The organism is Pseudomonas sp. URMO17WK12:I12, from assembly GCF_000514395.1.
Lineage (GTDB): Bacteria > Pseudomonadota > Gammaproteobacteria > Pseudomonadales > Pseudomonadaceae > Aquipseudomonas > Aquipseudomonas mucoides.
In genome coordinates this window covers 225,198-242,469 of record NZ_AZVV01000011.1, presented here as the reverse complement: position 1 = coordinate 242,469, position 17,272 = coordinate 225,198, and the positions used below count along the sequence as shown (strand labels likewise).

Sequence of the window (17,272 nt, the reverse complement as noted above, 5' to 3'; positions counted from 1 at the left end):
GATGGTTCGGCGCTGGTTGGCGGTGATTTTCGCAATGCTTTGCTCACTCGCCCAGGCGGGGGACGCCGCGCCGACGCCGTCCGTGATCCATCTGGCCAGCGAAGAATGGGAAGACTACACCGCCGCTGACGGGCATGGCCTGGGCTGGGACGTGATGCGGGCCATCTTCGAACCGGCCGGGGTCAAACTCGACTTCCGTACCGAGCCGTACACCCGCGCCGTGGGCCTGGCCCAGCGCGGTGAAGTGGATGCCTGTGTCGGTGCTTACCGTGACGAGGCCAGCGATGTGCTTTATCCACGCTGGAATTACGACACCGATCACATCTATGCCTTGGGCCTGGCGAGTAATCCGGCACCGAACCCGCAGACCCTCGGCAACTATCGTCTGGCCTGGGTTCGCGGTTACGAATACCAGAAATACCTGCCTAATGTGCGGCGTTACAACGAGGTCGTACGACGCACTGGCATTTTGTCGATGCTGATGCACAACCGCGCCGACTTTTACATCGACGCGCTGACCGAGATTGATTACATCGTCAAACGGGCCAAGGATCCTGCCCAGTTCCGTCGCACCCATATCGCTGAATTGCCGCTGTACTTGTGCTTCGCCAATACGCCCAAGGCCCGAACGTTGATGGCCTTGTTCGACCAGCGCATGGACCTGTTGGTTAAAAACGGTTCACTGAAACCCATCTTCGAACGCTGGAAGCAGCCTTACCCGTTCGACGCGAACTGAACACGGACCCTGTAGCCGCTGGCGTCAGTGGCCTGAGATCTAACATTTTGATCGTTATGCCCCATAATTCAGCCTAAGCGTCTGTAGGAACCTGCTGTTACAATGCCGCGTCTGCGAATCTCCAGTACTTATTGATCAGGAGCACACCGGTGCCTGTCGTTTTCGTCGCCGCTTCCAAGCTGCCAACGCCTTTTGCGCAATTCACCATGCACGGCTTTCTCGATGAAGAAAACGGGCGCGAGCACGTCGTGCTGAGTCTGGGTGAGTTCGCCGACGGTGCCCCGGTACTCGGCCGGTTGCACTCCGAATGCCTGACGGGTGATGCCTTGTTCAGCCAGCGTTGCGACTGCGGCTCGCAACTTGAAGCCGCGTTGCAGGCCATCGCCCGTGAAGGCCGTGGCGTGTTGCTGTACTTGCGTCAGGAGGGCCGTGGCATTGGCCTGCTGAACAAGATCCGCGCCTATGAGTTACAGGACGGCGGTGCCGACACCGTTGAAGCCAACGAGCGCCTGGGCTTTGCTGCCGACCAGCGTGATTACGCCATGTGCCTGCCGATGCTTGAGCACCTGGGCGTGAAATCCCTGCGTCTGATGACCAACAACCCGCGTAAGGTCAAAGCCTTGACCGACATGGGGATAGTGGTCGCCGAGCGCGTGCCGCTGCACACCGGTCACAACCCGCACAACAAACTCTACCTGGCGACCAAGGCCAGCAAGCTCGACCACATGATGGGCAACGAGCATCAGGGCGAGGCGGATCGGGCGTGACCCGCGGTCAGGTTCGGCGGCGGTTGTCGTTCAGTTGGTGGCAATACCTGGCGCTGGCCTTGTTGCCGTTGTTCGTGATCAATGGCGTGTTCGGCCAAGGCGAGGCGATCCTGCCGGTGCTGGCGATGCCGTTGTTCATCGCAGGTGTGGCGTCGATGTTTGTCAGCCTGAAGTTTTTCGGTGGCTACAAGCACGCCCTGATCGCGACGCAAAAAGCCCTCGATACGCCCGAAGAACCCGCCGCCTGGATCGTCCTGGCCGCCAAGCGACGTACCGCGTTCCTGGCGGCTGCATTGCCGGCCTGGATTGGCGCGCTGGCGGTGTTCGTCGGCCTCGAAGCCGTGCCGTTGGTGTTGCTGGCGCTGTCGACCACGGTGCTGTTCTACCTCTACCGTATTCCGCGTCAACTCGGCTGATGCGCCGGGCCTGGCTGGCGGTATTGCTATTGGCCGCCAGCGGCTCGGCGGTTGCCGTCGAACGGGTCGTCAGTCTGGCGCCGTCCCTCTCTGAAATCGTGGTTGAACTGGGCTCAGCCGACCTGCTGGTCGGGGTGCTGGATGCTGGTGAACGCCCGGCCGAACTGCAAGACCTTCCTTCCGTTGGCCGCTATGGTCAGTTGGACATGGAGCGTTTGCTCAGTCTCAAACCCGATTTGCTGCTGCTCTGGCCGGGCAGTGTTGGCCCCGCGCAGCGTGAGCAGCTCAAGCACTTGAACATTCCCACCTACGTCGCCGAACCCCACACGCTCGACCAACTCGCTGCACAAATCGAAGCCATCGCCACGCAACTCGGCCGGCCCGAACGGGGCGTGACGTTGGCGACTGACCTGCGGCAAAAACTGGATAACCTGCGCCAGCGTTATCGGCGGGACGAGCCTCTGCGGGTGTTTTATCAGGTCTGGGATCGGCCGCTGTACACCGTGGGGGGGGGGCAGATCATCAGTGATGCGCTGGAAGTGTGTGGGGCGCGCAATGTGTTTGCCGACCAGACATTGCCGGCGCCGCAGGTCAGTGTCGAGGCGGTGTTGCAGCGCAATCCCGAGGTGATTCTGGCCAGTGATCAGGCCCAGCTCGACGCGTGGAAGGCGTGGCCGCAGGTGGCGGCGGTGACGCGGGGGCAATTGCTGCTGGTGTCGGACAAGGGGCTGGAGCGGCCGAGTGGGCAGATGGTCGAGGCCACTGCGAAGCTTTGCCAGCTTATCGCACCGGACCGCTGAGACCGAGGCGCGGCCATCATGGGCAAGCCTTGACACCACTGACTTCAGATCAGATTTCCGGTGTCCAGGTCACCCCGAACATCAACGCCCGACCTTCCTCGCGATACCCATATTCACTGCCGTCATGGCTATACAGCGCCCGGCTATAGCCTTTATCCAGCAGGTTATCGAGCTTCAGCTCAAGCTTGATTTCACGGTCGAGCTCCCAGCTACTGCGCAACCCTAACAAGGCGTATCCACCCAACGGCTGTTGATTGTTCAGGTCGTCATAGCTGCTGCTGACTGCTTGCCAGCTCGCACCAAGGCCCAGGCGATCAAATTGTCGATCCAGGTCCAGGCTCAATGTCCGCCGTGCACGACGCGCCAGGGTATGGCCGGTATCGCGGTCGCGCGGGTCGATGATCGCCACGCCAAGGTTGCTTTGCCAGCCGAACAGTTCCTGTTTCAGTGCGGCTTCGAAACCGTTGATCCGCGCCGACGCCACGTTCTCTGGCCGCGAGTTGCTGCCAAAAATAATCGCGTCTTCAAGGTCAGTGCGGTACAGCGACGCTTCCAGGCGACTGTTTTCGGTTAGCTGGCTGCGCCATTGCAGTTCATAGCTTTTCGACGTTTCGGGTTTCAAATCCGGGTTGCTGAAGTCCGGGTAGTACAAGTCGTTGAACGTCGGCGCTCGAAAGCCTTCGCTGTAGGTCAGCAGCACGTCGTTGTCCGGATTCACCGGCACAGTGAGGGTGCCACTCCAACTGTTCTGGCCGCCAAACTGTTGGTTCTCGTCGTGGCGCAAGCCCAGCTCAGTGGAAAAACTGTCCGCCCGATAGTGATGCTGGACAAACGCCGCACGGTTCCAGCGACTGTCTTCATCGAACGCTGTAGTGCTGTTGATCCGGTCTTCGTACCAGTCGCCGCCCAGAAGCAGGCTATTGCGGTCGTTGAGCGTCAGGTCGTTCTGCCAGTTCACTGAGTCGCGGTAGGTGTTGAAGACGCTGCGTTCATCGCTGAGCTTGTCGAGGGTCTTCTCGCGGTTTTCGCTGTGGCCGAACTCGACGCGAGTTTTCCAGATGTCGTTAACCCGCGCATCGAGGTAACTGCTGACGCTGCTCACCTCGAAATCGCTGTAAGGCTGTTGCTGCACGGACTCGAAGGTGGTGGAGTCGAAGCGGCCAAACGGGTTGTCGAACTCGCTTTTACCCCGGTTATCCAGCACGTTGGCGCCGATTTCCAGGTCATCGGTGAGCGCGTGACTGATGCTGAAACTGACCGATTGGTTGCGGTATTCATCGTGATCGCTGTCGCTGGGGTACGACTGGTGCGTGCGATTGATCCCGGCGGTTTCATTGAGGCTGGTGCCGAGGTTGAAGCGGGTTTTGTCATCGCCGCCGGACAGCCCAAGACTGCGCTCCCAGGTCTGGTTGCTGCCAAATCCCACGTGCAACCGCGGTTGCAGACCTTGCTCGTCGCCACGGCGGGTGAAAATCTGAATCACCCCGCCAATCGCATCGCTGCCATAAATCACCGAACGGGAGCCGCGCAGCACTTCCACGCGCTCGACCTGTTCGATGTTGATGTGCTGCAGGTTGCTGTCGCCTGAGGTCGAGTTGCCGATGCGCTGACCGTCCACCAGCACCAGGCTTTGCGCTGACTGGGTGCCGCGGATGTAAACCCCTGGCAGACTGCCGCGCCCACCGGTTTGCGCGACTTGCACGCCCGGCACCCGGCTGAGCAGGTCAGTGATGCTGTTCGGTTGCAGGCGGTCGATGTCTTCTCGGGTGAACACCGTGTTGGCGGCGCTGCTGTCGTTGCGCGCTTCGACCTGACGGTTGGCGGTGATCAGTACGTCGGGCAGTTTCAACGCTTGATCGCGTTCGAAGGAGTCGGCCAGCAGTTGGCCGGCCGGCAGCAGGGTCAGCGTCAGGGCGAGGGGGGAGAGTTTCATCGGCAGTCCGTTGTGGCGCGTTGTAGCGAACAAAATGTGAAGATCACAAAAAACCAATGTGGGAGCGAGCCTGCTCGCGATGACGGTGTGTCAGTCAGGGAATTGTTGACTGTCAGTCCGTCATCGCGAGCAGGCTCGCTCCCACAGGGGATTGCGTGTATCCAGCAGGTTAAATCTTGAGCAGTTGCAGGCGCTCGCGCACCGCCGCTTCGATCCCTGCCTCGTCCAGCCCGCACTCGGCCAGCATCTGTGCAGGCTTGGCGTGTTCGACATAGAGGTCCGGCAAGCCCAGGTGCAGGATCGACTTGAGGATGTTCTCGCGGGCGAGGAATTCGCTGACCGCGCCGCCAGCACCGCCCATGATTGCGTTTTCTTCGACGGTCACCAGCAGCTCGTGGCTGCCAGCGATGTCGCGAACCAGCGCTTCATCCAGCGGTTTGACAAAACGCATGTCGACCACCGTCGCGTCCAGCGTCTCGGCGACTTTCAGCGCCTCGGCCAATTGCACGCCGAACACCAGGAAGGCGACTTTGCTGCCCTGACGACGAACAATGCCTTTGCCGATTTCGATCGGTTGCAGGTCTTTCTCGATGGTCGCATTCGGACCCGCGCCGCGCGGATAACGCACCGCCGCCGGGCCGTTGTAGAGGTGACCGGTGGTGAGCATTTTGCGCAGTTCGTTTTCATCGCTCGGGGTCATCACCAGCATGCCGGGGATGCAGCGCAGGAACGACAGGTCGAAGCTACCCGCGTGAGTCGGGCCGTCTTCGCCCACCAGGCCGGCGCGGTCGATGGCGAACAGCACGTCGAGGTTCTGCACCGCGACGTCATGAATCAGTTGGTCGTAACCGCGTTGCAGGAACGTCGAATAAATCGCCACCACCGGTTTCGCGCCTTCGCAGGCCATGCCGGCGGCGAAGGTCACCGCGTGTTGCTCGGCAATCGCCACGTCGAAATAGCGCAGCGGGAAACGCTCGCTGAACGCCACCAGGTCGGAGCCTTCTTTCATCGCCGGGGTGATGCCTACCAGACGCGGATCAGACGCGGCCATGTCGCACAGCCATTCACCGAACACACCGGAATACTTCGGTCCGCTGGCCTTTTTCGGGGCGGCGGCCGGAGCGTCCAGCGGTTCGAGCTTGGTGATGGCGTGGTAGCCGATCGGATCGACTTCCGCCGGAGCGAAGCCTTTGCCTTTCTTGGTGACGACGTGCAGGAACTGCGGGCCTTTCAGGTCGCGCATGTTGCGCAGCGTCGCGATCAGGGTCGGCAGGTCATGGCCGTCGATAGGACCGATGTAGTTCCAGCCCAGTTCTTCGAACAGCGTGCCGGGAACCAGCATGCCTTTTGCGTATTCTTCAGTGCGCCGGGCGATTTCCCAGGCCCCGGGCAGGCGCGACAGGACCTTTTTGCTGCCTTCACGCATGCTGGCGTAAGTGCGGCTGGAAAGGATCTTCGCCAGATAATTCGACAGGCCGCCGACATTGCGCGAGATCGACATGTCGTTGTCGTTGAGGATCACCAGCATGTTGGCGTTCACTTCCGGCGCGTGGTTCAGCGCTTCGAAGGCCATGCCGGCGGTCAGCGCGCCGTCGCCGATCACGGCAATGGCTTTGCGATCACTGTTTTGCAGGCGGGCGGCAATGGCCATGCCCAGCGCTGCGCTGATCGAAGTGCTGGAGTGGCCGACGCCAAAGGTGTCGTACTCGCTCTCGGAACGACGCGGGAAGGCCGCAACACCGTCCTTCTGGCGCAGGGTGCCCATGCGCTCGCGACGGCCGGTGAGGATTTTATGCGGATAAGCCTGATGACCCACGTCCCACACCAGCCGGTCGTCCGGGGTGTCGAAGACGTAATGCAGCGCGATGGTCAGCTCGATGACGCCCAGGCCGGCACCGAAATGCCCGCCGGTCTGACCGACCGTGTAGAGCAATTCCAGGCGCAACTCATCGGCCAGGGTTTCCAGCTCGGCTTCGCCTAACCGGCGCAGACCGTCCGGCGTGTTGGCACGGTCGAGCAGGGGCGTGGTCGGGCGCTTGCGGGGAATCTCATGAAACGTCGTGGGCATCAGGCGAATCGTTATAGGTATAAAAGATGCGGCAGTTTACCTGATGCATCGCCCCCTGCCCACGCGTTGCTTTTAACTTGGCCGATACGCTGTCAGCTACGCCGGTCGACGATATAGCGGGCGAGGTCGCGCAAAGGCTCGGCGGCCGCGTCAAACGGTCGCAGCGCGTGCAGGGCCTGATCGCGCAGTTCCAGGGCGTAAGCCTTGGCCGCGTCGAGGCCGAGCAGGGCCGGGTAGGTTGGTTTGTCGCGAGCGATGTCCGCGCCCTGGCGTTTGCCGAGGGTTTCGGTATCGCTTTCGACGTCAAGAATGTCGTCCTGCACCTGAAAAGCGAGGCCAATGGCCTGTGCATAAGTCTGCAACGCTTTCAGTTCGTCCTTCTCGGCACGGCCGCTGGCCAGGGCGCCGAGTTTAACGCTGACTTCAATCAGCGCGCCGGTCTTGTGCCGGTGCATGTACTCAAGGGCTTTTTGATCGAGCTTGAGGCCGACCGAACCGAGGTCGATGGCTTGCCCGCCGACCATGCCCGCCGGGCCTGCCGCGACGGCCAGGGCGCTGACCATCTGCAGGCGGATCTCGGCGTCAGCTGCGTTCAGGCGCGAGTCGAGCAGGGCGCTGAACGCCAGGCTCTGCAAGCCGTCACCGGCGAGGATGGCGCAGGCTTCATCGAATTTCTTGTGAGTCGTCGGCTGGCCGCGACGCAGATCGTCGTCGTCCATGGCCGGTAAATCGTCGTGTACCAGGGAATACGCGTGAATCAGCTCCACTGCGCAGGCCGCGCCGTTGGCTTGCTCGGCCTTGCCGCCCAGCGCTTCGCAAGCCGCGTAAGCCAGTAACGGACGTACACGTTTGCCGCCATTCATCACGCTGTAGCGCATGGCTTCATAGAGACGGGCGAGCTCGGGGCTGGGTGCGTTGAACAGGGTTTCCAGTGCCGCGTTGACACGGGCCTGGCTGGTCGCCGAATACGCTGCAATCATTCTGGCTGATCCGCGTCGAAGGGTTCCTCGGCCAGCTCGCCATCACGCTCGAGCAGCACTTGAACCTTTTGCTCGGCCTGGGCCAGCGCCGCCTGGCAATCGCGGGTCAGACCGATGCCTTGCTCGAAAGCCGTCAGCGAGTCTTCCAGCGACAGTTCGCCGTTCTCCAGACGCTCTACCAGCGTTTGCAGGTCAGCGAGAGATTGTTCGAAATCCAGTGCAGCTTTTTTGCGGGCCATGGCGGCTATTTCCGGTTGACGTTAAACCGGCGCGACACTAGCAGACATGGGGGTTATGGGCAAATGGGCCGGGCATTTCGGCCACAGCACCGGCGGCAACCGGATCACCTGCACCGAGCTCTTTGTAGCAGCCGGACGCAGGCTTCGCCAGCTGCTAAAGCTCACCCTATGGCTTAATTATGCTGAGTCATCCGGATAGCTGACCTGATAGCGAGTACTACGCCCGCCACCGGGCAGGCGTTGCAGGCAACCCTTCTCCAGCAACTCTGCCAAATGGCGGGTGGCGGTGGCTTTCGATACTTTCGCCACGGCTTGATATTGAGCCGCGCTGATCCCGTCCGCGAAGCCTCGCTTCCCACCGTTCAGCATGCGATTCAGTACCTTGATCTGCTCGGCTGACAGTTTTGCGTCCCGATTCGCCTGCCAGAAGCGCGCCTTGCCCAGTACCGCTTCGATCCGCGTCATGGCCTGCTGCAAGCTGCGCAGCAGGGTTTGCAGAAACCATTGCAGCCACTCGGTGATGTCCGTGGCGCTTTTCTGGCTGGTTTCCAGCACTCGGTAATAGCTGGAGCGGTCGTCCAGAATGCTCGCTGACATGGCGTAGAAGCGGATCGCCTGCGCCTCTCCCTGAGCCAGGGCGAGATCGGTAAGGGTTCGCGTGAGGCGACCATTGCCGTCGTCAAAGGGGTGCAGGGTGATGAACCAGAAGTGCGCGATGCCGGCCCGCAACAAGGGATCGAGCCCGTCCTGCTTCTGGCTGGCTGCAAACCAGGCAAGAAACGTATCGAGCTGCTGTTCAAGCCCAAGGCGTGGCGGTGCTTCGTAGTGAATGGTCGGTTTGTCCAGTCGCCCGGACACCACCTGCATGGGCTCATCGCCACGCAGCTCGCCGATATGGATCGAACGGGCGGCAACATTCATGTCCTGATCGGGAAACAGCCATGTATGCCACTCCAGCAACCGCGGCAGTGTCAGCGGTTGTGCGAAGCGCTGAGTGGCGTCGAGCATTAACTGCGCCAGCCCTTCGCTGCGTTGGCTGACTTTATCGCCATCGACCACCTCCAGGCCCAGGCGCCGCGCCAGTGATGAGCGGACCGAGTCCACGTTGAGCTGTTCACCCTCGATGGCTGAAGACGTCACGATGTTTTGTAACAGCGCGTCCAGTTCGTTCTGTGCGCTGAGTGAGCGATCCACGGAACTGGCCATGCCCATCAACCGGCCTTGCGCCTGTACGCACTCACGCAATAGCGGCGTCAGGCGTTCGGATTGCCAGGTGAAATTCGGCCAGTCGGGCTGTTGCCAAATCCAGTGAGGTGCCATGACCACGGGTAACTCCAGAGTGAATGAGCCGAATAATAGCCTTATTCGGCTCATCTTGTGAGCCGAATAAGGTCGCTATTCGGCTCACGTCCCCACTTCTTCGTGATGCCTACAGCAAATCAAGAGGTATACGATTGTTAAAAAACTGCCGAATCGCTAACCTTCGCGCCTTCTACGACCCAATAGTCACGGGTCTTTCTGACGAAACGCAGTATTTGGATCTGTAACGCGCCGAGGATCGGGCGCAAGGTTTCGTTATGCATGGCAGGAGGCGTCACATGCGTTCACTTCTTATACTGTTGATGGGGCTGGCCTGCGCGAGCGCCGCCTGGGCCGAGCCGACGGCTGAGCTGTCGGAGCCGGTCGGCGGCTGGCGCTATAACGGCCTGCTCGACCGCAGCGAAAACCCGCAGGTCGCCTATCCCACGCCGCCCATCGACCGCGGTGTGCAGCGCAATCGCACGATGATCGAAGGCCAGCTCAAGGCGATAGGCACGCAACGCGGGCCGCACACCCTCGCCGTCAACGGCAATCCACTGAACCTGTACACCGACGACGAAGGGCGTTTCGCCCGGCCGTATGCCTTTGGCGCGGGTTCCAACAGCGTCGAAGTGCGCAGTGCCGAAGGCAAGTCGCTCAAGCGCGTTCAATTCTATGAAGCCAATGACCTGCGCACGCCGGCACGGATTCGCGTGGTGCTCGGTTGGGACGACCCGAAAGCCGAGCTCGACCTGCACATCATCACCCCCGACGGCCAGCATGCGTTTTTCGCCCACACGGCGTTGACCAATGGCGGCGGCCTCGACCCGGATGGCGTCGATGGTCCCGGCCCGGAAATGTTCACCATGACCGCGCCGCTGCATGGCACCTATCTGGTTTACGTGAACTATTGGGGCAACTTCGGCAGCGAAGGCTATAACTTCGATGAGACCAGCAACCAGAACGAGGTCATCACCTCGCAAATCAACCTGGTACTCAACGAAAACACCGTCGACGAAAAACGCGAGACCTTCATCGTGCCCCTGCGGGCCATCGGTGACCTGTTGCTGGTCAAGACTTTCAACTATTAAGCATCCCGCACCACGGATGAATTGGGCGTTGTGAACATGAGCGATAACACTGTATCTCCGGCTGCGCAAACACCGGCCGCCAAAACTCCTCGCCGCTGGCCGGCGCTGCTGGTCGGCCTGGCCCTGGTCGCCGGCGTCGCGGGCGGGTTGGGGTGGTTCATGCACAAACCCAAGGCTCCGCCAGCGCAATTGGCCAGCGACAAACTGGGCATGAGCCGGCCGGACGGTCTGCTCGAAACCCATTCCCTGAGCCAATTGCCCAAGGATCTGCTGGCGGTGCCGTTCCTCAAGGAAACCCTGACCGAAGATTTCGTCTTCTATTACGAAGCGCACGTTGATCGCCTCGGCTTGATCGGCAGTCTGCGGCGGATCATCTACGAACATGACCTGAAACTGCAGGACAGCCTGATCGAGCAACTTTTCGATCAACCGGCCGACGTGGCGCTGTGGCGCGGGGCGGATGGTCGGCTCAAGGATTTCCTGTTGGTGATGGATCGCGGTGGTCTGGCCAAAGTGCTGGAACCGCTGGCCAAAGTGGCGCTGGACGATTCGCAGCTGACCCAGCTCAGTGTGGTGAAAGTCGGCGCCGACGACGTGGCGCTGTATCAGCTCACCTACAACAACAAAGCGCTGGTGTTCGCCTCCCACGGCGACAAACTGGTGGTACTGTCCAATCCCGTCAAACTCTACGACCCGAGCAGCGGCCCGAGCGACGAGCGCGGCAGTGTCTCGACCACGGCCATCGCCGCGTTGCTCAACGGCGACAAACTGTTCCCCGAAGCATTCGGCCTGCCACCGCGCGCGCCGGAAGTGAAGCAACGCCTGTCGGTCAATTCGAGCGTGTTGGCCATGGGTTACCAGCGCTTTATCCCGAATTTCGCCGGGCTGCGTTTCGACATGGACGACAAGGGCTGGCACAGCTTCCTTGCGATGGATGAACTGGACGATCAGCCGGACTTCGATTTCAAACCGATCTGGCAAGCCATGCCGATGGGCGCCAGTGCCTGCGTGGCCTTGCCGCTGGCCGCTGAACAGCAGAAACCGTTGCTGGTGAAACTCGGCGCCGAAGAGCCGGTGGCCCAAGCGTTGACCGAACACATGGCCGGTGCGGCGGGCCTGTGCTGGTACGCCGATTCGCGTCTCTACACGCCGTTGCTGGTGGCCAGCCTGAATGACAAGGACAGCGCCAAACTCGATGGCGACCTCGGCAGTTTGTTCGGTTCGATGGTCGGCGCCTATGAGCCCAACGTCGAAGAGCACGCGTTCCCGGTGATCGAGAAACAGGACGGCCCGACTCACCAGTGGCAGCGGCAGGTCAGCTCCAACTTCGGTCCCTACAAAGCCAAGGACGCTGAAGATCCGGACGCGATCTCCGGCAAGGCCTTCATGAAAGTCAGTCTGGCCCGTCACGGCTCGACGCTGCTGTTTTCCCTCGACGACAAACTCGTGGACAAGGCCCTCGGCACCCTCGACAAGCGCTTCCCGCCGATGGCCGACGTGGTGCCGAAAGACCTGTTGATGCCGGTGTATTTCGGCCCGGATGCGATGGCGCAACTGATGCAACAGGAAACCCTCGACAGCCTGCCGCAGGACATGGAACCGGTGTTTTACAACGCCGCGCAAACCTACCTGATCCCGAAACTGCGCAAGCTCGGCGGTTACGGCAAATACGCCCTGACCTTGCCTGAAGGCAGCGAGCCCGATGGCCATTGGCAATGGCTGCCACTGGAATGGAAAGCCCTGTGACCGCACTCATCCGCGGCCTCGGCCTGCTGGCGCTGTTGCTGGGCAGTCGCGCCTTTGCCACTGAGGCCGCGCCACTGGATCCGCAGCAATCCCAGGTGTTCCGCGCCTGGTTCGTGCGCATCGCCCAGGAACAACTGACCCAAGGCCCGAGCCCGCGCTGGTATCAGCAGGACTGCGCGGGGCTGGTGCGGTTCGCTGCCAACGAAGCGTTGAAAGTCCACGACGATAAATGGCTGCGCAACAACGGCCTGTCCAATCGTTACCTGCCACCGGAACTGCAGTTGAGCGAGGCGCAACGCGGTCTCGCCCAGCAGTGGCAACAGGGCGGCGGCAAGGTCGGGCCGTACGTCAACGCGATCAAGCTGATTCAGTTCAACAGCCATCTGGTGAGTCGAGACGTGGCGCAAGCCCGGCCCGGCGACCTGATGTTTTTCGATCAGGGCGACGACCAGCACCTGATGATCTGGATGGGCCGCTACATTGCCTATCACACCGGCACCACCACCCCCACTGACAACGGCATGCGATCCGCGAGCCTGCAGCAACTCATGACATGGAAGGACACCCGATGGATACCCGACGCAGCCAACCCCAACTTCATCGGCGTCTATCGACTGAATTTTCTCTCCCAATGATCGGTGCCCGCATGTTGCGTTTTTTGCCTCTGCTGTTGGTTTTGGTGCTGCCGTTTTCGGCGGTCAACGCCGAAGACACCGTCGAGCCGAGCGGCTATACGCCGGTGGCCGGTGAAAGCTTTTTCCTGCTGGCCGACAGCAGTTTCGCCAGTGACGAACAGGCGATGGTGCGCCTCGAAGCGCCGGGCCGTGACTATCGCCGTTTCCGCATGGAGCCTTATGGCGGTGCCGACATTCGCGTGTACCGCATCGACAAGCCGCTGGATTTCCTCAAGCGCCAGAAGAACCTGCACCGTGTGGTCAGCGATGGCCAGTTCAAGGGTGAAGGGCTGTCGAATACCCTCGCGTACCTGTGGGACAACTGGTACCGCAAATCCCGTCGCGTGATGCAACGGGCGTTTTCCTACGAGTCCCGTCAGCAAGTCACCGAGGAAGTACCGGAACTGAAGATGGGCACCGCGATTGCTGCGCCAACGCCTTACGACGCACAGCCGCAATTCGCCCTGATCCCGGGCCTGCCGGTGGTCAGTCAATTCCGCTATCCGCTGTGGCAAGCCAAACCGATCCAGCCGCCTGAAGGCGTGAACCTGGCCGGCTCTTCCAGTGAGTTCGTCAGCGTCGCGCCGGGTAACGTCTACATCCCGTTGGGTAACCTGAAACCGGGTCTGTACCTGGTGGAAGCGCTGATCGGCAAGTACCGCGCGACCACCATGGTCTTCGTCTCGAACACCGTGGCCGTGAGCAAAATCGCCGGTGATGAACTGGTGGTCTGGGCCGCGCGCAAACACGAAGGCAGTTCGGTGCCGAAAGTGAATGTGTTGTGGACCGATGGCCTCGGCGTAATGAGCAGCGGCGCCACCGATAGCGATGGTTTGCTGCGCCTGAAACACGTCAGCCCGGAGCGTTCGTTCGTGATCGGCGAGGATGAAGAGGGCGGGGTGTTTGTCTCCGAGAACTTCTATTACGACAGCGAAATCTACGACACCAAACTTTACGCCTTCACCGACCGGCCGCTATACCGGCCGGGGGATTGGGTGTCGTTGAAAATCGTCGGGCGCGAGTTCAAGAACGCCCGGGATTCCGTCGCACCGACTGCGGCCGACGTCAACGTAACCGTGCTCGATGCCACCGGCACGGCGCTGCAATCGCTGGCACTGAAACTGGATTCCAAGGCCGGCACCCAAGGCCGATACCAGTTGCCGGACAATGCGGTGGCGGGCGGTTATGAACTGCGTTTCAGCTACAAGGATCAGGCCTACAGCAGTGCGTTCCGCGTGGCCGAATACATCAAGCCGCACTTCGAAATCTCGCTGAACCTGGCCAAGCAGGATTACCGCACCGGCGAACCGGTGAAGGGCAGCCTGGTGCTGCTGTACCCGGACGGCAAACCGGTGGCCAACGCCAAGTTGAGCCTGAGCCTGCGCGCCCAGCAACTGTCGATGGTCGACAACGAACTGCAATACCTCGGGCAATTCCCGGTGGAGCTGACCAGCACCGAATTGACCACCGACGCCAAGGGCAACGCGACCCTCGACCTGCCGGCCGCCGAGAAACCGAGCCGCTACATGCTCACCGTGTTTGCCAGCGATGGCGCGGCGTATCGGGTCAAGACCACCAAGGAAATCCTCATCGACCGTGGCGCGGCAAGTTTCAGTTTGCGCGCACCGCAGCGATTCAGTGCGGTGGGCGACAAGGTTGCGTTCAGCTTTGTCAATGAGGGCGCCAGCGAGCAGAGCAAAACCGTGACGCCGAGCAGCTACAGCTGGGTGCGTCTGGAAGACCAGACCTCCGGCGACGGCAAACTGGCCGCCAAAGACAAAGGTTTCACCGTGGCCTTCGAGCGTCCCGGCACCTACAACCTGACGTTGAAAGATGACCATGGCCGAGTCATTGGTGCGACCGGTCATTCGGTCACCGGCGACGGCGTAAAAGCCGTGCCAGGCACCGTGGAAATCGTCCTCGATAAACCCGAGTACAAGGCCGGTGATGAAGCCCTCGCACTGATCACGTTCCCGGAGCCGATCAGCGATGCATTGCTGTCGCTGGAGCGCGACAAAGTCGAGGCCACCGCGCTGCTGTCCAAGGGCGGTGACTGGCTGAAGATGGAGAAACTCAGCGACACCCAATACCGCGCACGCATCCCGGTGAAAGACAATTTCGCCCCGAACCTGACTTTCTCCGTGCTCTACACCAAGGGCGGTCAATACAGCTTCCAGAACGCCGGGATCAAGGTGATTGCGCCGCAGATCGACGTGGCCATCGCCACCGATAAAGAGACGTATCAACCCGGTGAAACCGTGTCGGTCGACCTGACCACACAGTTCGCCGGCAAGCCGATTCCGGCGCACCTGACCGTCAGCGTGGTCGACGAAATGGTCTACGCGTTGCAACCGGAAGTCGCGCCGAGCATCGACCAATTCTTCTACCACCCGCGCCGCAACAACGTGCGCACCAGCGCCAGCCTGTCGTTCATCAGCTATGACGTGGCACTGCCGGGCAGCCCCGGCGCGCCGGGCAAAGCCAACCGCAGCGAGCGCGGGGTGAAAGTGCTGGAACGGCCGCGTCGTGAAGACGTCGACACCGCCGCGTGGCAGCCGGAACTGGTGACTGATGCCAACGGCAAAACCCGTTTCACCTTCAAGATGCCGGACTCGCTGACCCGCTGGCGCATCACCGCCCGGGCCATCGCCGATGACGGGCAAGTCGGGCAGAAGAAGCAGTTCGTGCGTTCGGAAAAACCGCTGTACCTGAAATGGAGCGGGCCGACTAAATTCCGCAGTGGCGACAAGCCGAGTCTCGGGGTGTTCGCCTTCAGTCAGGCCGAGAAACCGGTCAAGGCGGAACTGGTGATTCATTTCGGCGGCGCCGATCAGCGAGTGCCTGTGACCCTGAACAACGGCATCAACTACATCGCGCTGCCGGAGTTCTCGTTGGCCAGTGGCGAGTGGACCGCCGAACTGGTGCAGGACGGCAAAACCGCTGACGCGCTGGCCGTGCGCCTGACCGCCACCGGCGAAGGCTGGCAGGTCACGCAAAGCCAAAGTCTGGACGTGGCCAGTGGTGATACGCCGCTGAGCGTGCCGGCCGATGCGACGGATATCCGCCTGCGTCTGGATGACAGTCCGCAAGCGCTGTTCCGTTCGGCGCTGGATGATCTGCTGAGCTATCCGTACGGCGGCGTCGAGCAGACCGCCAGCCGTTTGCTGCCGCTGAGCATCGCCTATCCGACGCTGGCCTCGAACCCGCAGATCCGCGATCGCTTGCGCCTGATCATGCAAAACAGCCGCCTGCGACTGGTGCAAATGGCCGGGCCTTCCGCGAGCTTCACCTGGTGGGGCATGGATGGCGAGCCGGATGCCTTCCTCACCGCTTACGCCTATTACGCCGACTGGAACGCCAGCAAAGTATTGGACTTGAGCTTGCCGCCGGAGCATTGGCAGCGGGTGCTGGAGGTGTATTCGAAACAGGCCCAGAACACGCCGTTGTTGCAGCGTGCGCTGATCCTGTCGTTCGCCAAACAGATGCAATTGCCGGTGAACACCTTGCTCAGCGGGTTGATGGACGACCTGGCGAAAGCGGGCGAGGGTAATGCCGCGAACCTGATGGAAGATGGCGAAGACAGCATCGTCATGAGCGATCCGGATTCGGCGCTCGGCCTGGCCGCTGCCCGTGTGTTGACGGCATCGCTGGCGCGTCAGTCCAAGGTGACGCTGCCGGAGGCTTTCAATCGTCAACTGGCGGATGCGCAACAGCGTCTGGCGGTCAGCTCGCGGCCGTTCGCCGAAGCGCTGAACCTGTCGCTGCAACCCTTCGATCAGGCACACGCGCAAGCCTTGCTGCAACGCTTGCTGCCCCAGCAATCGACGCTGGAGCGCGCCCTGGCGTTGACCTGGCTGCAACGCAGTATTGAACAAGCTTCGCCGACCATCGCCCTGGCGCCGGGTGAAGGCTGGAAGAAACAGTACGGCGATACCGGTGAGATGTACTGGACGTGGCAGGGTGCTGCGCCCGTGCCAGCGGTGTTGTCCTTGGCCGGGACGCAGGAGCGGCCATTGCGTGCCGTGTTGAGCTTCCAGACCAAACAACCTGCGATTGATCCGATGGCCGTGACCATCACTCGTCGCCTGTCGCGCTTGGTGCCGGGTGATGAAGCCTTCACCTTCAAACTCGAAGCGGTCGGCACCCAGCCGTTGTCCAGCGACAGCCTGTATCTGGATGAAGTGATCATCACCAGCAAAGCCGCGAAACCGTTGCGCTACGGCATGCTCGAAGTGCCGCTGCCGCCGGGCGCCGATGTCGAACGCACGACGTGGGGCATCAAATTGATGGGCAAGGCCGGCACCGAACCGACCGCGCTGGAGAAGGCGCGTTTTGAGCCGGGTCAGATGGCTTATGCGATTCCGGTGGATGCCTTGAGCGGTGAGTTGCGCCTGCGACATTTGGTGCGCTTCTCGCAGAAGGGTCAGTTCAATCTGCCGCCGGTGCGCTTCACGCAGGTCTATGCGCCGCAACATCAGGCGCAGGAACAGAAACCGGCCCTCGGTCGGGTCACGGTCAACTGA

The 17,272-nt window shown here is 61.4% G+C and carries 13 protein-coding genes; 8 read left to right on the top strand and 5 right to left on the bottom strand.

The annotated features are described in order from the left end of the window. The first annotated feature begins 1 nt into the window (after position 1). The 4 genes from D882_RS0116885 to D882_RS0116870 all read left to right on the top strand — a co-directional run bounded on the left by D882_RS0116885 (position 2) and on the right by D882_RS0116870 (position 2,719). Positions 2–736, top strand: coding sequence for an ABC transporter substrate-binding protein (locus D882_RS0116885; RefSeq protein WP_027924336.1), 735 nt, complete (start codon positions 2–4; stop codon positions 734–736). A 149-nt stretch (positions 737–885) separates the two neighbouring features. Then, positions 886–1,503, top strand: a complete 618-nt coding sequence (ribA, locus tag D882_RS0116880) for a GTP cyclohydrolase II (RefSeq protein WP_027924335.1) — start codon at positions 886–888, stop codon at positions 1,501–1,503. Continuing rightward, positions 1,500–1,919, top strand: coding sequence for a hypothetical protein (locus D882_RS0116875; RefSeq protein ID WP_027924334.1), 420 nt, complete (start codon positions 1,500–1,502; stop codon positions 1,917–1,919). The genes ribA and D882_RS0116875 overlap by 4 nt, the downstream gene beginning before the upstream one ends. Continuing rightward, on the top strand, positions 1,919–2,719 hold the full coding sequence (locus D882_RS0116870) for a cobalamin-binding protein (RefSeq protein WP_027924333.1): 801 nt from the start codon (positions 1,919–1,921) through the stop codon (positions 2,717–2,719). Before D882_RS0116875 ends, D882_RS0116870 begins: the two co-directional genes overlap by 1 nt. 49 nt (positions 2,720–2,768) lie before the next feature. Here D882_RS0116870 and D882_RS0116865 read toward each other — a convergent pair whose 3' ends face one another. The 5 genes from D882_RS0116865 to D882_RS0116845 all read right to left on the bottom strand — a co-directional run bounded on the left by D882_RS0116865 (position 2,769) and on the right by D882_RS0116845 (position 9,259). After that, entirely contained in the window at positions 2,769–4,652 is a 1,884-nt protein-coding gene (locus tag D882_RS0116865) for a TonB-dependent receptor domain-containing protein (protein ID WP_027924332.1), read from the bottom strand. 169 nt (positions 4,653–4,821) lie between these two features. After that, the gene (gene dxs / locus D882_RS0116860; RefSeq protein ID WP_027924331.1) at positions 4,822–6,720 is read right to left on the bottom strand and encodes a 1-deoxy-D-xylulose-5-phosphate synthase; all 1,899 of its coding nucleotides are present in this window, start codon (positions 6,718–6,720) and stop codon (positions 4,822–4,824) included. Positions 6,721–6,812: 92 nt separating this feature from the next. Continuing rightward, on the bottom strand, positions 6,813–7,700 hold the full coding sequence (gene ispA / locus D882_RS0116855) for a (2E,6E)-farnesyl diphosphate synthase (RefSeq protein ID WP_027924330.1): 888 nt from the start codon (positions 7,698–7,700) through the stop codon (positions 6,813–6,815). Further along, complete coding sequence (locus D882_RS0116850; RefSeq protein WP_007894317.1) at positions 7,697–7,939, bottom strand: exodeoxyribonuclease VII small subunit; 243 nt, start codon at positions 7,937–7,939, stop codon at positions 7,697–7,699. Before D882_RS0116850 ends, ispA begins: the two co-directional genes overlap by 4 nt. Before the next feature lie 177 nt (positions 7,940–8,116). Then, a complete protein-coding gene (locus D882_RS0116845; protein WP_027924329.1) occupies positions 8,117–9,259 on the bottom strand; it encodes a Fic family protein in 1,143 nt (380 codons plus the stop codon). A gap of 278 nt (positions 9,260–9,537) precedes the next feature. Here D882_RS0116845 and D882_RS0116840 point away from each other — a divergent pair, with 278 nt between their 5' ends. The 4 genes from D882_RS0116840 to D882_RS01000000131175 are packed head-to-tail and all read left to right on the top strand — an operon-like array spanning position 9,538 to position 17,272. Beyond that, a complete protein-coding gene (locus tag D882_RS0116840; RefSeq protein WP_027924328.1) occupies positions 9,538–10,329 on the top strand; it encodes a YfaP family protein in 792 nt (263 codons plus the stop codon). Between the two features lie 36 nt (positions 10,330–10,365). Continuing rightward, positions 10,366–12,075: a DUF2138 domain-containing protein gene (locus D882_RS0116835; RefSeq protein ID WP_027924327.1), complete on the top strand. Its 1,710-nt coding sequence runs from the start codon at positions 10,366–10,368 to the stop codon at positions 12,073–12,075. After that, positions 12,060–12,710 carry a DUF1175 domain-containing protein gene (locus D882_RS0116830; RefSeq protein ID WP_032833560.1) on the top strand — a complete coding sequence of 217 codons (651 nt, stop codon included), beginning with the start codon at positions 12,060–12,062 and terminating at the stop codon, positions 12,708–12,710. The genes D882_RS0116835 and D882_RS0116830 overlap by 16 nt, the downstream gene beginning before the upstream one ends. Then, on the top strand, positions 12,707–17,272 hold the full coding sequence (locus D882_RS01000000131175; protein WP_032833559.1) for an alpha-2-macroglobulin: 4,566 nt from the start codon (positions 12,707–12,709) through the stop codon (positions 17,270–17,272). The genes D882_RS0116830 and D882_RS01000000131175 overlap by 4 nt, the downstream gene beginning before the upstream one ends.

Bases quoted from the DNA above. Each gene is read 5' to 3' on its own strand.
- D882_RS0116885 (WP_027924336.1), top strand. From the start codon at position 2: ATGGTTCGGCGCTGGTTGGCGGTGATTTTCGCAATGCTTTGCTCACTC.
- D882_RS0116870 (WP_027924333.1), top strand. From the start codon at position 1,919: ATGCGCCGGGCCTGGCTGGCGGTATTGCTATTGGCCGCCAGCGGCTCG.
- D882_RS0116865 (WP_027924332.1), bottom strand. From the start codon at position 4,652: ATGAAACTCTCCCCCCTCGCCCTGACGCTGACCCTGCTGCCGGCCGGC.
- dxs (WP_027924331.1), bottom strand. From the start codon at position 6,720: ATGCCCACGACGTTTCATGAGATTCCCCGCAAGCGCCCGACCACGCCC.
- ispA (WP_027924330.1), bottom strand. From the start codon at position 7,700: ATGATTGCAGCGTATTCGGCGACCAGCCAGGCCCGTGTCAACGCGGCA.
- D882_RS0116850 (WP_007894317.1), bottom strand. From the start codon at position 7,939: ATGGCCCGCAAAAAAGCTGCACTGGATTTCGAACAATCTCTCGCTGAC.
- D882_RS0116845 (WP_027924329.1), bottom strand. From the start codon at position 9,259: ATGGCACCTCACTGGATTTGGCAACAGCCCGACTGGCCGAATTTCACC.
- D882_RS0116840 (WP_027924328.1), top strand. From the start codon at position 9,538: ATGCGTTCACTTCTTATACTGTTGATGGGGCTGGCCTGCGCGAGCGCC.
- D882_RS0116835 (WP_027924327.1), top strand. From the start codon at position 10,366: ATGAGCGATAACACTGTATCTCCGGCTGCGCAAACACCGGCCGCCAAA.
- D882_RS0116830 (WP_032833560.1), top strand. From the start codon at position 12,060: ATGGAAAGCCCTGTGACCGCACTCATCCGCGGCCTCGGCCTGCTGGCG.
- D882_RS01000000131175 (WP_032833559.1), top strand. From the start codon at position 12,707: ATGATCGGTGCCCGCATGTTGCGTTTTTTGCCTCTGCTGTTGGTTTTG.